Raw genomic sequence first — 14,389 nt, 5'->3', positions numbered from 1 at the left:
TTCATCTGCCGTTAATGGAATTGAAATATTGAGTTGTTAATTTCTGGTATATACCAAGTTAAAGAAAAATTGATCAGTGATTTAAGCAACTTCAAGGAAAAAACAATGTATCTGACTCAACCGATAAAGAAGATCACTCTGGGCCTGGCTGGAGCCGTCGCTCTTATGGCCGGCAGCGCACAGGCGAATACTGAGCTTAAAGTCTATACGGCACTGGAGACAGAACAACTGCGGCCATACGCCAAAGCGTTCAATACACAGTACCCGGACATCAGTATCAAGTGGGTACGGGACTCCACCGGTATTGTAACCGCGAAGCTGCTGGCTGAGAAAAACAATCCTCAGGCGGATGTGATCTGGGGCTTGGCGGCAACCAGTCTGCTGGTACTGAAAGAGCAGGACATGCTGGAGCCATACGCACCGAAGGGGCTGGAAAAGTTGTCACCTAAGTTCCGTGATAAAGCGACCACGCCTTCTTGGGTCGGTATGGATGCCTGGATGGCCTCTCTGTGCTTTAACACGATTGAGGCTGAAAAACTGGGCCTGCCAAAGCCTTCCAGTTGGGAGGATCTGACCAAGCCTGTCTATAAAGGCCATGTGGTTATGCCGAACCCGGCATCATCCGGCACCGGCTTTTTGGATGTGTCCTCTTGGTTGCAGCTATTTGGTGAGGACAAGGGGTGGGGTTATATGGACCGCCTGCACAAGAACATCGCCCGCTACACCCATTCTGGCTCCAAGCCCTGCAAACTGGCTGCCGCCGGTGAAGCTCCAATCGGTATCTCTTTCGCTTACAAAGGTGCCAGCCTGAAGAAGAAAGGTGCTCCACTGGATGTGATCTACCCACAGGAAGGTCTGGGCTGGGATATGGAAGCTGCAAGTATCGTTAAAGGCACTAAGAAGCTGGATGCCGCTCAGAAGCTGATGGATTTCGCCGTCAGTAAAGAAGCCAATAAGCTGTATAACAAGAGCTTTGCGGTCGTAGCTTATCCGGGTGTTGCTCAGCAGATTCCATACTTCCCTGCGGATGCTGAGAGCCTGATGATGAATAATGATTTCGAATGGTCTGCCAGCAATCGTAAGCAGATTCTGAGCAAATGGCAGAGTCGTTACGACAGCAAGAGTGATCCCAAGTAAAAGTATCTTCTTCGGGGGTGTGTCATCTGACTGACACACTTTCCCCTGAGACTGATGCTGGATGTCATAACTTTTTCATCAAACTGACTTTTATTCGATTTAATGCTGCAGCTAAACGCATCAGGCTGTACAGATTACCGCGACCCGGAGACGCTTATGATGGCGCAATCCCAACAACCGACCACTTCTGCTTTTACCCCATCAGTTAAGCGAAGTCATACTCCTTATCTTCAGGTGAATAAACTCTGGAAACACTACGGTAATTTTGCTGCCCTGAAAGAGGTGTCACTGGAGGTTGAGGAAGGCGAATTTGTCTGTTTTCTGGGGCCTTCCGGTTGTGGTAAAACCACGCTTTTACGGGCGATTGCTGGTCTTGATCCCCAGAGTCGAGGAGAGATTGTACAGGGTGGGCAGACCATCTCACGCCTGCCACCGGAGCAGCGTGATTTCGGTATTGTTTTTCAGTCCTACGCCCTGTTTCCGAATCTGACCGTTACTCAGAATATTGCTTATGGTCTGCGCAGCCTTAAAAAAGGCCGCAAGGAGGTTGAGCAGAAAGTAACTGAGCTACTGGAAACTATCGGCCTGCCGGATATGGCTCATAAATATCCTGCTCAGCTTTCCGGAGGTCAGCAGCAACGTATCGCTCTGGCTCGTGCGCTGGCGACTGAGCCAAGCTTGCTGTTACTTGACGAACCCCTGTCTGCGCTGGATGCCCGGGTGCGCCTGCATCTACGCCAGGAGATTCGTAGTTTGCAACGTAAACTGGGCATCACGACTATTATGGTGACACACGATCAGGAAGAGGCCTTGGCGATGGCTGATCGTATCGTGGTGATGAACCACGGTATTATTGAGCAAGTCGGAACACCTGAGCAGGTCTACCATCGTCCGGTTAACGCTTTCGTAGCGAACTTTGTTGGTACTATGAACTTGTTGCCGGTTAAAGCGGCTAATCAGCAGCAGGTGAGAATTCAGAGCCGTCTGATTAACTCCAGAAGCTATAAATCAAAACAAATGGATGCTGCCTGGCTGGCATTTCGTCCTGAGGTTGCTGCGATCAAACCTGTGGGGTTGCATCTTGATAGCAGTCATTATGAAGGTTTCAGCGGTACGGTACTGCATACCGAGTTTATGGGGAATTTTTTACGTATTGAGGTAAGTCTGCCGGAATTTCAGCAGAGTGTTCAGGTGGATGTTAGCAGCCAGCACACCGATCTGACCTTGTGTGCTCCGGGATATCAGGTATGCGTATCTGTACCTGTGGATGAGCTGCAGGTCTTTGAACGCTATAACAACTCTGCAGCCACTGGTGCTTCTCTTTCCGGTAAAACTGAAGAGGTTGCGGCATGAGTGGTGTTGCAGCCGACGGGCCTCAGGTCTCCGTAGGGGCTCAGGAGCTGGGTACGGTTAAAGCCGATAAAGTACGCCTGAGCCGCCAGGATTATATTCAGCGGGGCGCTGTTTTGTTAGCAGTGTTTTTCCTGCTGGTGGCTCTGGTGTTGCCCCTTGGCACTATGCTGATTAAGAGCCTGCAGAATGCTGAAGGTGATTTTGTCGGGCTGGCTAACTTTGCCAGTTATATCAGTAACCCTGCACTGTTCCAGTCGGTACTTAACTCCTTGCAGATTGCGCTGATCTCCACAGGTGTCGTACTGACACTGGCGTTTCTGTTTGCTTACGGGCTGACCCGAACCTGTATGCCGGGTAAGAAAACGCTGCGTGCCCTGACACTGCTACCGCTGTTTGCGCCTTCGTTGTTACCGGCTATTAGTCTTATTTATTTATTGGGTAATCAGGGGATTTTTAAAGAGATTCTTATGGGGGCTTCGGTTTACGGCCCGATAGGTATCGTCGTGGGCATGTGTTTCTGGGTATTTCCCCACGTACTGATGATTATGATTACCGCACTGTCTAATTCCGATGCCCGCCTGTATGAGGCGGCTCAGGTGATGAAAGCTTCACCGGTTCGAACCTTTTTTACTGTGACCTTACCCTCGGCTAAATATGGCCTGATCAGTGCCGGTTTTGTCGCCTTTACTCTAGTGATTACCGATTTTGGTGTTCCGAAAGTGATTGGTGGCGACTTTAAGGTACTGGCGACAGATATTTACAAGCAGGTGGTGGGCCAGCAGAACTTCCAGATGGGAGCTGTGGTATCGGTAATTCTGTTGCTGCCAGCAGTATTCTCTTTTACTGCGGATCGTCTGGTACAGAAAAAACAGGTCGCCATGTTGTCGGCCCGAGCGGTGCCTTATGTACCGAAGCCAAATCCGGTAAAAGACAATATTTTCCTTGGGATATGCCTGTTGGTCGTATCCGCCATTCTGCTGGTGATCGGTATGGCTGCCTATGCTTCTTTTGTCAGCTTTTGGCCCTACAACATGGAATTAAGCCTGCAGCACTACGATTTTGAGTCTGTTGGTTCCAGCTGGGATTACTACTTTAATTCACTGGAGATGGCCGCCTCGGTTGCTGTTATCGGAACCTGTATTGTGTTTCTCAATGCTTATCTGGTTGAGAAGGGGCGTGCCTTTGAGACAGTGCGCAACCTGCTGCATCTGATGGCGATGATCCCGATGGCGGTACCGGGTATGGTGCTGGGTCTGGCGTATATCTTCTTTTTTAACCAGCCGGATAACCCGCTTAACTTTATCTACGCGACCATGGCGATTCTGGTACTGAACAGTGTGGTGCACTTTTATACCGTCTGCCATCTTACCTCGGTAACGGCGCTGAAGCAGATTGATGGTGAGTTTGAATCAGTATCGGCATCCCTGAAAATTCCGTTTTACGTCACCTTCTGGCGGGTTACTTTGCCAGTATCTTTGCCTGCTGTATTGGAAATTTCGGTCTATCTGTTTGTTAACGCCATGACTACGGTCTCGGCGGTGGTCTTTATCTACTCCAGTGACACCATGTTGGCTTCAATTTCGGTGCTGAATATGGATGAAGCGGGTAATACTGCCTCGGCTGCCGGTATGGGCGTACTGATTCTGCTGACCTGTCTAGGGGTGAAGGGACTGCACTGGTTGCTGTCACAACAGATTCTTGAGCTGACTCAGGGCTGGCGCAACCGATAAAACCTGTTTTAAGCGGGTGGTCTGAGCTTTTACCGCGATGCATATATAGCGCGATGAGGGAAGACTGCCCTATTTTTTAGTTTTAAATCTGGTCTATGCCAGATTGATTTAAAGTGAGCGAGTTCTGTATGTCTGATTTTAATAGCCTGTCTTTGCAGGTAACTGATAAACCTCCTTATCTGCTGACCCCAGGGCCGATTACAACTACGGATACCGTAAAAGCAGCGATGCTACGGGACTGGGGCTCTTGGGATGGTGATTTCCGCCAGATGACCCGTCAACTGTGTGATCAGTTGCTGGATGTGGCTAATGCCAAAGACAGTCACGTTTGCGTGCCGATGCAGGGTAGTGGCACTTTTGCTGTTGAGGCAACACTGGGCACCCTGGTGCCGAAAACGGGTAAGGTTTTGGTACTGATGAACGGTGCCTACGGCAAACGTCTGGCCCAGACACTGGATTATCTGGGCCGTGATTACGTCACGCTGGATAAGGGCGATTACCTGCCACCGATGCGGGATGAAGTGGAAAACATTCTGAAAGCGGATGGGGAGATTACCCACGTGGCGGTGATTCATTGCGAAACCAGCTCGGGCATTCTTAACCCGATTCCTGAGATTGCTGAGGTGGTCGCCCGTCTGGGGCGCCGCCTGATTATCGATTCCATGAGTGCTTTCGGTGCGATTCCGGTGGATGCGAAAAACCTGCCGTTTGATGCCCTGATCTCTTCTGCCAATAAGTGCTTTGAAGGTGTACCGGGTTTTGGTTTCAGCCTGGTTCGACGTTCTGCGCTGGAGCAGAGCAAAGGCAATGCGCACTCCCTGAGTCTGGATCTGTATGAGCAGTGGGCCTATCTGGAGAAAACCGGTCAGTGGCGCTTCACCCCGCCGACCCATGTGGTGGCTGCGTTCCTGCAAGCGATGAAAGAACACGCTGAAGAGGGTGGGGTTGCCGGCCGTCTGGCCCGGTACAGCCGTAACCAGCAGCGTCTGGTAGCCGGTATGAAGGCGCTGGGTTTTCGTACTTTGCTGAATGAGAAATGGTTGTCACCAATCATTGTAACCTTCCTGTCGCCGCAGCATGACAACTTTGACTTCAATACCTTCTACGAGCGTATCAAAGCGAAGGGGTTTGTGATCTATCCCGGCAAACTGACCGTGGTGGACAGCTTCCGCCTGGGTTGTATCGGTCAGTTGTATGACGAGCAGATTGATCAGGTACTGGTGGTGATTAAAGAGGTTCTGGCAGAGATGCAGATCGACAACGGCTACGCCGAACTGCCGGAAGAGAATGCGGTGACGGCTGTTTGATAAATCGCCTTATTAACTTTTAAGAGACGCGACACAGCCAAAATTTTTACTTATTTAGTTTAAGGATTTTTATTATGTATCAGTTTACCCGTCGTTATATGGGCCCCCTGCAGGCAGTGATTATGGATTGGGCCGGTACGACTGTGGATTTCGGTTCTATGGCACCGATTCACGCTTTCCGTCGCCTGTTTGAACAGAATAAAACCCCGATCACCATCGCTGAAGCCCGCGCCCCTATGGGCGCAGAAAAGCGTGAACATATCCGTCAGCTGTGTGCGATGCCCCGTGTACGCGAAGCCTGGATTTCAGCCCATGGTGCCGAGCCGACAACTGCGGATATTGACCGTATGTATGAAGAATTTGTGCCGCTGCAGATCGACGCGATCGCCCAGTGTGGTCAGCTGATTCCGGGTCTTAAGGATACGCTGGCCTGGTGTCGTGAGCTGGGGATCGCTATCGGTGCCAATACCGGCTACGCCGACCGTATGATCGAAGGTCTGCTGGCTTCCGCTGCCGAGCAGGGTTACAGCCCGGATAGTAATGTCTGTGCCACTGATGTGCCAAAAGGCCGCCCTTATCCGCATATGGCGCTGAAAAACGCCATTGAACTGGGCGTGAGCGATGTGGCTGCCTGCGTGAAAATCGACGACACCTTGACCGGTATCGATGAAGGCTTGTCTGCCGGTATGTGGACCATCGGCGTGGCGGTCAGCGGTAACGAAGTGGGCCTGACCCTTGATGAGTGGCAGGCACTGCCAGAAGATCAGCAGCAGGTGCATCGCCGTGCAGCGTATCAGCGCTTTTATCAGGCCGGTGCACATTATGTGGTGGACTCCATCGCCGATGTCGTGCCCTGCCTGATGGAGATCCAGGAGCGTCTGGCCGCTGGCGATGCCCCTTGAATCCGGAAGCTCTGGTACTGGTACTGATTTCAGCCTGCCTGCATGCCGGCTGGAATCTGATCGGTAAGCAGCAGTCACCCAGCCAGGCGTTCTTTGTGATCAGTACCTTCTTTGGGGTTCTGCTGCTCTCTCCCTGGCTATGGTTAAATCCTGTTGCTCTGCCGGATTGGAATCACCCTTTTTGGCTATGGCTGATTTTTTCAGGCTTCTTTCAGGCGATCTATCTGACTGGGTTGGCACGGGCTTATAAAAGCGGTGATCTGTCAGTATCGTATCCGCTTGCCCGGGCGCTGCCTGTTGTTTTTGTGCCGCTTTGTTACAGCTTGTCGGAACAGGGTAGCCAAATCGACAGCAGGCATTTTCCGGCTCTGATTCTTATTGTGGCTGGGGCTTTGCTATTACCCCTTAACCGCCTAAGGGATTGGCACTGGCGGGCTTACCTGCAGCCCTCCATTCTATTTGTACTTCTTGCCGCCGCCGGAACAACGGGCTACTCACTTGTTGATGCCCATGGTATCAACATTTTGCAGAAAGATGTGGGTATGAACCCTTACCAGGCTGGGGCAAGTTATGTGCTTTTACAGGGGATGACCTGCCTGTTATGGCTGGCTCCCTGGGCTATGTTCTATCAAGAGGAGCGTCGGCAGGTGTTTCGTCTGATCCAGGCGCCAAAATGGATGATCTGGGCAGGACTTTTTATCATGCTGACTTATCTGATGATTCTGGCCAGCTTTGCATTGGTGGATGAAGCTAGCTTTGTCGTCGCCTTCCGGCAGATCAGTATTGTTTTAGGAGTTATCGCGAGTGTTGTTCTGCTCAAGGAGCAACTGAACCGTTTAAGAGTGGTGTCGGTTAGTCTGATTTTTTTCGGTGTTGTATTGATCAGCCTGTAGTCACAGCATGAACACTGATCTTATATGCTATTTCAGGGAGGGGGATGTGGGGCAAATTCTTCAGCTCTGGCAGTCAGCAGGCAGTTCAGCTCAGAATTTAGTTTTAATCTGTAATAGCTGAACTGCAATAGACTCTAAGCATGCCTATCAGTAATCGCTGTGGTTACGGGGATTAGGGTTGTCCCAGCGATCTTTACGCACATGATCGGCTTTAATACGAACCGCTTTTGACTTCTGTGCCAGCTGTTGCAGGCTCATCCACAGACCGGTGCCGATTACTGCAGTTAAAATCAAAGAAACCATCATTTCTAAGGCCATAGGGAACTCTCCTGTACAACGCGCTAAAGTGGGTGGTTTTGCTTTAGCCGGATCATGTGTTACCCAACGTTAAGATCGGGGATATAAATACTATGTACACTTTGAGACTAACCTATAGGGAAATAGTTGCCAACTAAATGCTGTTTTTTCTTACTGTTTTACGTGGCTAATTATTACGTCATTTATTTATGGCAGGTGATTGCCATAAAAAAGCGCCCACAGAGGGGCGCTAAGGGATACGTCGATTGGTAGAGTCAGGATTAGAAGGTCACATTCGCTGAGAACCAGAAGTTACGTGATTTATCTTTGTTGTTGTAATCATCGTAGTAAGTTGGTTCGTAAGTGCCGTCACCGTTATCTTCAAAGGAAACTGATTGGCTGGTAAAGTCCTGATCCAGCAGGTTATTAACACGGCCTGTCAGTGTCAGGTTATCCATCGCCTGCCAGGCAGCACCCAGGTGCAGTACTTCATAGCTTTTGTAGTAGATATCGCCATCTTTACCGGCATCAACTTCGTTGCTTCGGTTCAGACCACGGAAACGCTTACTGCGAGCTTCCAGTGACAGGAAGACATTCAGGTCATCCCGAGCCATCCAGTCCAGGGTCGCGTTAGCCATATGCTTGGCGGTACCGGTCAGAGGATAACCTTCCTGTGCGCCGCTTTTCTGTTCACTATCGGTGTAGGTGTAGTTAGCCCGTACAGAAAGTGTTGGTATAATCTCATAGCTACCCGCCAGTTCTAAGCCCTGAATGGTTGCTTTATCAATATTTACCTTCTTGGTAAAGCTGTCGTAGCCAAGGTCTTCCCAGCCATTACCGATATCCGCACAAGGTTCTACGCCGCCGGTTGCTTCACAGCTGCTCAGGTCACCCTGGCTTTGGATTTTATCTTTGAAGTTATTCTGGAAGACCGTAGCGTTAAAGCTGTGACGTTTAACCGGGTGTTGCCAGTAAACGGCCAGCTCGGAGCTGACACTGGTTTCCGGTTCCAGATCCGGTGTACCTACAAATGGACTGGTGCCCTGACCACCAAAGCCTGTAATTCCCTGGAAAAGGTCGGTTGTTTTAGGGGTTTTATAACCGGTACTGACACCACCTTTAACGGTCCAGCTGTCTGCCAGTGCATATACACCATACAGGCGAGGACTGAACTGACCACCAAAGGTGTCGTGGTCGTCATAACGTAAGCCTGCAGTCAAAGTGAAGTCCTGAGTCATTGCCCAGTTATCTTCCGCAAACAGAGACCACATATTGTGTTCCTGCACTTCACCTGCTTTATAGGCGTCGCCATACATTCCAAAAACGCCGTCTTCCAGCTCACCGCGAATCAGCTGAAAACCGGTAATAACCTGATGGTCGCCTAAGGGGATATCCAGTTTGCCATCCAATGTGTACTGACGGCTTTCCATTTCCCGATCTGGGCGAGGCAGATACTTCTCACCGGACAGTGTTTGCAGTTCTGCTTTTGACATACCGGCATAGGGGTTACCAGCAGCAGCTGTACCCTTGGCTGCAGCGTACATCAGATTCATATCCGCACGCTCTTCTGCGGTTAAGGGCAGTGTCCGGCCATCATTGGTCGTGCTCAGGCTGGAGAAGCTCACCAGGCTCATGATATCGCCCCAGTGACCTTCATGGCTTAGGGCCCATTCCTCACGATTAAACTCTTGCTCATCCTTGTAGCCGGTACGTGGGGAGCTGTCTTTATACCAAAGGCGATCAATGCTATCGACGGTACCGACCTGGCTACCTTCGTTGTCATAAACCTGATTGGATGCATCATAATCGAAGGAAATCGTTTGGCGATCATCAGGGGTAAAGATCAGGCTCAGGCCACCGGCTTTATTGGTGTTATCAACGGTTTTACCACCACTACCAAAGCCCAGCTCCCGTTCATGAACGGTGCCGGATGGGTCGGTGACATCAGCATAGTCGGGTGTTGAGGATTCTTTGTCATAGATGCTGCCGCGAAGACCCATGGTCAGCTTGCCAGGTACGATAGGCCCCATAACGGAAAAATCGAGCGTCGTATCGTCGCCATAGTCATCATTGGTCTGCATAGTACGACTTGCTGTAATCGAACCTGACCATTTCTCAGCATCACGTTTGGTGATCACGTTGATCACACCACCCATGGCGTCAGCACCGTATAGTGTTGAAGCTGGGCCGCGGATGACTTCGATCCGCTCAATAGCATCCAGAGGAGGAATATGGTTGAACTGATTGCCACCAAAGTTATTAGGATAAATATCGCCATGGTTGTTCTGACGACGGCCATTGATCAGGATTAGCGTATAGTCAGAACCCATACCCCGCATGGAGATGGTGCCCTGGCCGGTTTTATCCCGGGTTTCACCAACGTCAACACCTTCCAGATCTTTTACTGCATCCAGAAGTGTTGTGTATGGACGGGAACGAAGCTGCTCTTCGGTAATAACCGAAATACTGGCCGGTGCATCGGTAAGTTTCTGCTCAAAGCCTGCAGCGGTAACCACCACAGAATCCATATTTACCTGATCATCAGCGTGTACGACGGCAGCAATCGCTGCACTCAGCCCCAGTACAACAGGACGAAAAACAGTCTTCATTCGTTAGCCCCTATCTGTTTATTTAGACCGGACAGCAGTGAACTTTGCCCAGCTTTGTGAGTGTATTAACTTGGGGCGGAAGGTTAATGCCTTTGCAAATAAAAAACATTATCATTTACATTCTTTACATATCGTAGATGGTAGGAAGGGGCAAGCTTGTTAACCTTTCTTAATTTTTCTTCATCAGCATCAGGCTGATAGCGGGTTTTCAGGAGAACTGACTGTTAAGAACTGTAAGAATCTGCCGGGGGCAGTGATTGAATTGTAAATAATGGCAAGGGACAATAGATGGCATATTGTCAGCGTGTCATTAGTGGACGAGGCATATCAATGAGTTTATCAGCCCAGAGGCTTTTCTATGCAGTATGAGATTATCCCGGTTACCGGTTTTCAGCAGAATTGCACATTATTATGGTGTGATCGTACAAAAGATGCCGCAGTAATCGACCCCGGAGGCGATCTGGAAAAGATTCTGACTCGGGTGTCCGACCTTAACCTGAAGCTGACTCAGATCTGGTTGACCCATGGGCATATTGATCATGCCGGAGCTACCGGTGAGTTAGCAGCAAAGTTGAGTCTGCCCATTATTGGTCCTCACAAAGATGACGAGTTCTGGATTGACGGGCTTGCCCAGCAGAGTCAAATGTTTGGTTTTCCCTCGGCGCAGCCCTTTAAGCCAACTCGCTGGCTGAACGATGGCGATAACGTTGAGCTGGGCGATGAGTGTTTTCAGGTACTTCATTGCCCTGGTCATACACCGGGACATGTGGTGTTCTTCCATGAAAAATCCCGACTGGCACAGGTAGGCGATGTTCTGTTTCAGGGCTCCATTGGTCGAACAGATTTCCCGAAAGGTAATCATGAGGATTTGATTCACTCGATCCGTGAAAAACTTTTTCCTCTGGGGGACGATATTCAATTTATTCCCGGTCATGGCCCTATGTCGACTTTTGGCCAGGAGCGCAAGAGTAATCCTTTCTGCAGTGACCCTAATTTTGGCTAGAAAATCGGTTTCGGGAACTTAAGTGCTTCGAATGTAGCTGTGTTATTGCTTTCGATTAACTTTTGGTTTTGATAATCATTATCAAACAAATATAATAGCCCACACTTTTGTACTGTTGAGGTGGGTAATGAACGCTAAATTTGATCCGCATATCCCAGAAAATGATAAACACGATGCTGGTCGTAGTGCTTCGTTAGCTTGCAGAATTCTGCTGGTTGAGGATGATGAAGAGGTCAGCAATCTGGTTCAGACATCGTTGCAGCAGCAGGGGTACACCGTTGATCTTTGCTGCGATGGTGAAGCTGGTCTGGATGCAGCTTTGTCCGGGTTGCATCAGGTGATCTTGCTGGATGTCATGCTGCCAGGACTGGATGGCTTAAGTTTACTGAATCGTTTGCGTGCCGGTGAGAAAGATACCCCGGTTATCCTGTTATCGGCTCTGGGTGAAGAGCAGGATAGAATCCGTGGTTTTCATTCCGGCGCAGATGACTATCTGCCAAAGCCCTTCAGTATGCAGGAGCTGATTCTTCGTATTCAGGTTCTTTTGCGCCGCTGTTATGCAGCTGCATCACCGGACGATAATGCTGAATTGGCCGATGTTTATCTGCAGTTATGCAAAAAAGAGAAGCGTGCCTGGGTGCGTAATGTCTCAGGTGAATCTCTTAAAAAGCTGGATCTGACACCGGTTGAATTTGAGTTGCTTTGGCTTCTGCTGAAACAGAAAGATGAAGTGCTTAGCAGACCATATCTTTATCAGTTGGTGCTTAATCGCTCTTTCAGTCGTTATGACCGAAGTCTCGATATGCATATCAGTAATCTGCGCAACAAAATTCGTCGCTATCTGCCGGATGCGGGTCTGATTCAGACGGTTCGTGGTCAGGGGTATCGTTACTGATGAGTCGGCGTCTTTATGTGTTGCTGGTATTAGGGATCTGTCTGGGCACCCTTCTGTTATTTGCAGCAATGCATAAAGCTGAAGATTTAATTTCACGACACCTGACCCGTATCAAGCCGGAGCACCAGCAGGTGCTGTCTGATTATGCCTGGCGCGCCAGCGAGCTCTACCAGGCGGGCAACGAGGAAGGGATGCACCAGTTGATCGCTGAAATCAACGAAAAGCATGATACCTGGGCGGCCGTTATTACGCCTAAGCTGAATGCTGCACTGGGTACGCATGTACCGGAAGAGTATCTCGGAGGGCTTAGCTTTCAGCGGAAGCTGGATTGGCCCGTGCACACGGTGTGGCGTGAAGTGCTGATCGGTATTCCTTTTAAGGACCATACTGCAAGCTTGGTGCTGCGTCTTCCGGAAAGTATGCATCCACGGCCTAACCTCGCCCTGTGGCATATTGGCCTTGTCTGGGTACTCCCGCTGAGCGTGCTCTTCTTTTTTACCCGCTGGCTTTACCGGCACCTGATACGCCCCATTAATATTCTGAAAACAGCGGCTAAGGACCTGGCCTTTAAAGAGGTTGTGCAGCCGGTACGCCCGCAGCTGGGCAGGCGGCAGGATGAGCTGGCCGTATTGGCAACGTCTTTTGATGAGATGGCAGAGCGGATTCAGCTACTGGTCAGTTCTCAACGACAGCTGATTGGTGATCTTTCCCATGAATTAAGAACTCCGCTGGCGCGTATGAGGCTGGTGCAGGGGAGTGATTGGCCTGATGAACTGAAGCGCGCCAAAATTGATAAGGAGATCGGCCTGATAAACCAGCTGATTGATGATGCCATGACACTGGCTTGGCTGGACAATGAGCAGCGCCGAAATCTGCCGGAACATCTGCAGGAAGAGGTAAAGCTGGATCAGCTGCTTGATGTTATCTGTGATGATGCTGAATTTGAGTTCGCGAGTAAATTATCTGGCAGCGTTATTAAGCGTCGTTATGCAAAAGACCTCCTGTTAACCCGAAGCAATACACTGGCTCTGAGCCAGAGTCTTGAAAATATTATTCGTAATGGCCTTATTCACAGCCCTGAAGGTTGCGGGCTGACCGTTTGTGTTGAGCCCGGCCCCGAGTGCTTTGTTGTTCGGGTTCTGGATCAAGGGGCGGGGGTTCCTGAGGCTCAGTTGGAAAAGATTTTTCATCCCTTTTTCAGACTGGATAAGGCCCGCGCCAGACAGCGGGGAGGTTTTGGTTTAGGTCTTGCAATCGCCCGTAAGCAGGTCAGTCGTTTAGGTGGCAGCCTTAAAGCAGAGAACTATCCCGGAGCCGGGCTTATGGTCTCCTTGGTGCTGCCCCGTTGATCTGATTGTTAAGGTTGGGGGTGTTGTCAGGCGCTTTATGATCAGGCATTCAGCAGCCTGTATTAAGGTAAAGAGTGTAAATTTCGTTTTCCCCGTTTGAATTTCACAGCAAAATAAGCTTATTGATAATTGTTATCAGTCGTATGCCGTTTTCTGTCTGCTCTCTAAGCGGGCAGTGGATCGTTGCGCCTGATGTTAAATTTTAAGGTTTTTTTGTGCTGGATAAACTTGCTGCTCTGTTTCCTGCCCGCACGGTTCGGGTGATCCATATCTACAGCTCCATGGCGATGCTTTTCATTATGCTGTTTTTCACAATCACAGGTATCACGCTGAATCATCCTGACTGGTTTCGTTCTTCAGAACCAGCCCGGTTAATTGAAGCGGATATCCCGCAAGGTTTACTGGATCAGGCGCAACAAACGCTGGACCTTAATGCCAATGAACCGGATCAGATTGATGCCTTGCAGCTGGCGGTGCCGTTGCTGAGTTGGATTCGTGATCAATATCAGGTTAAAGGGCAGGAGTTAAGCCTGGATTGGGATGCTGACGAAGCTTTTCTGGTGGCAGATATACAGCAGCCCGGGGGGTATAGCATTGCTGAGTTTGATCTTATTGGCGGCGCTATGATTCTGGAGCGTAAAGATGCCAGTCTGGTGCACCAGTTGAATGATCTGCATAAAGGGCGCAATACCGGAGATCTGTGGCGGGGGTTTATCGATTTCTCCGCTGTGATATTGCTGCTGTTTACACTGAGTGGCTTCTGGCTATTGCTGCCGCAAAAGAAGCGGCGTCGAAGGGCTTTTTCTGTCAGTGGTGTCGGGTTAGTGCTGTTTCTTTTTCTTTACTGGCACACCCTGTAATCACATTTTGAATGTTGAGTAGGATTGCTTTTTACACTGGACTCTGGGGGTCAG

General features: G+C 49.9%; 12 protein-coding genes. 10 read left to right on the top strand and 2 right to left on the bottom strand.

The window, feature by feature from the left end; all coding sequences use genetic code 11:
- Positions 1–105: 105 nt before the first annotated feature.
- The 6 genes from ACN0R8_RS11540 (at position 106) to ACN0R8_RS11515 (ending at position 7,322) form a co-directional block, all read left to right on the top strand.
- Positions 106–1,137 carry a putative 2-aminoethylphosphonate ABC transporter substrate-binding protein gene (locus ACN0R8_RS11540; protein ID WP_417597556.1) on the top strand — a complete coding sequence of 344 codons (1,032 nt, stop codon included), beginning with the start codon at positions 106–108 and terminating at the stop codon, positions 1,135–1,137.
- A 156-nt stretch (positions 1,138–1,293) separates the two neighbouring features.
- Positions 1,294–2,490, top strand: a complete 1,197-nt coding sequence (locus ACN0R8_RS11535; RefSeq protein ID WP_417597553.1) for a putative 2-aminoethylphosphonate ABC transporter ATP-binding protein — start codon at positions 1,294–1,296, stop codon at positions 2,488–2,490.
- Positions 2,487–4,220 carry a putative 2-aminoethylphosphonate ABC transporter permease subunit gene (locus ACN0R8_RS11530; protein WP_417597551.1) on the top strand — a complete coding sequence of 578 codons (1,734 nt, stop codon included), beginning with the start codon at positions 2,487–2,489 and terminating at the stop codon, positions 4,218–4,220. The genes ACN0R8_RS11535 and ACN0R8_RS11530 overlap by 4 nt, the downstream gene beginning before the upstream one ends.
- 128 nt (positions 4,221–4,348) lie before the next feature.
- Positions 4,349–5,527: a 2-aminoethylphosphonate--pyruvate transaminase gene (locus tag ACN0R8_RS11525; RefSeq protein ID WP_417597549.1), complete on the top strand. Its 1,179-nt coding sequence runs from the start codon at positions 4,349–4,351 to the stop codon at positions 5,525–5,527.
- Between the two features lie 74 nt (positions 5,528–5,601).
- On the top strand, positions 5,602–6,429 hold the full coding sequence (phnX, locus tag ACN0R8_RS11520; RefSeq protein ID WP_417597547.1) for a phosphonoacetaldehyde hydrolase: 828 nt from the start codon (positions 5,602–5,604) through the stop codon (positions 6,427–6,429).
- The gene (locus tag ACN0R8_RS11515) at positions 6,426–7,322 is read left to right on the top strand and encodes an EamA family transporter (protein ID WP_417597545.1); all 897 of its coding nucleotides are present in this window, start codon (positions 6,426–6,428) and stop codon (positions 7,320–7,322) included. The genes phnX and ACN0R8_RS11515 overlap by 4 nt, the downstream gene beginning before the upstream one ends.
- 147 nt (positions 7,323–7,469) lie before the next feature.
- Here ACN0R8_RS11515 and ACN0R8_RS11510 read toward each other — a convergent pair whose 3' ends face one another.
- Positions 7,470–7,640: a hypothetical protein gene (locus tag ACN0R8_RS11510; protein ID WP_417597543.1), complete on the bottom strand. Its 171-nt coding sequence runs from the start codon at positions 7,638–7,640 to the stop codon at positions 7,470–7,472.
- Between the two features lie 260 nt (positions 7,641–7,900).
- Positions 7,901–10,228: a TonB-dependent receptor domain-containing protein gene (locus tag ACN0R8_RS11505; RefSeq protein ID WP_417597541.1), complete on the bottom strand. Its 2,328-nt coding sequence runs from the start codon at positions 10,226–10,228 to the stop codon at positions 7,901–7,903.
- Between the two features lie 358 nt (positions 10,229–10,586).
- On the opposite strand from ACN0R8_RS11505, the gene ACN0R8_RS11500 reads away from it, so the two are divergent.
- The 4 genes from ACN0R8_RS11500 (at position 10,587) to ACN0R8_RS11485 (ending at position 14,335) form a co-directional block, all read left to right on the top strand.
- Entirely contained in the window at positions 10,587–11,231 is a 645-nt protein-coding gene (locus tag ACN0R8_RS11500) for an MBL fold metallo-hydrolase (protein ID WP_417597539.1), read from the top strand.
- Positions 11,232–11,358: 127 nt separating this feature from the next.
- Positions 11,359–12,126, top strand: coding sequence for a response regulator transcription factor (locus ACN0R8_RS11495; RefSeq protein ID WP_417597537.1), 768 nt, complete (start codon positions 11,359–11,361; stop codon positions 12,124–12,126).
- Complete coding sequence (locus ACN0R8_RS11490) at positions 12,126–13,475, top strand: histidine kinase sensor domain-containing protein (protein WP_417597535.1); 1,350 nt, start codon at positions 12,126–12,128, stop codon at positions 13,473–13,475. The genes ACN0R8_RS11495 and ACN0R8_RS11490 overlap by 1 nt, the downstream gene beginning before the upstream one ends.
- 215 nt (positions 13,476–13,690) lie before the next feature.
- Positions 13,691–14,335: a PepSY-associated TM helix domain-containing protein gene (locus ACN0R8_RS11485; protein ID WP_417597533.1), complete on the top strand. Its 645-nt coding sequence runs from the start codon at positions 13,691–13,693 to the stop codon at positions 14,333–14,335.
- The last annotated feature ends 54 nt before the right edge of the window (positions 14,336–14,389 follow it).

The sequence above is a fragment of the Oceanospirillum sp. genome, assembly GCF_048265165.1.
GTDB lineage: Bacteria > Pseudomonadota > Gammaproteobacteria > Pseudomonadales > Halomonadaceae > Oceanospirillum.
Note: the sequence above shows the minus strand (reverse complement) of the source record. Positions and strands in the feature narration are given on the sequence as shown.